The 239-nt window shown below is 40.6% G+C and carries 1 rRNA gene; it reads right to left on the bottom strand.

The window, feature by feature from the left end:
* Window positions 1-177 precede the first annotated feature (177 nt).
* A 16S ribosomal RNA gene (locus tag ACLGE8_RS22725) occupies window positions 178-239 on the bottom strand; the annotation flags it as partial.

Below are 239 nucleotides of genomic sequence, written 5' to 3'. Positions count from 1 at the left end.
CAAACACACTTCAGTCTGTTCTTATTACGGAGAACAGAGTTCAGTGTGCTGTTTCAATTTTCAGCTTGATCCAGATTTTTAAAGAGCAAAACTTCTTAATGCACTCGAAAGTACATTCAGAAGTTCATCATTTATCAGACAATTTGTGTGAGCACTTCAAAGAACGCTTCTTTAAGGTAAGGAGGTGATCCAACCGCAGGTTCCCCTACGGTTACCTTGTTACGACTTCACCCCAGTCA

The organism is Kluyvera sp. 142486, from assembly GCF_046569695.1.
GTDB lineage: Bacteria > Pseudomonadota > Gammaproteobacteria > Enterobacterales > Enterobacteriaceae > Kluyvera.
The sequence above is the reverse complement of the archived record's forward strand: the minus strand, read 5'-3'. Positions and strand labels throughout refer to the sequence as shown.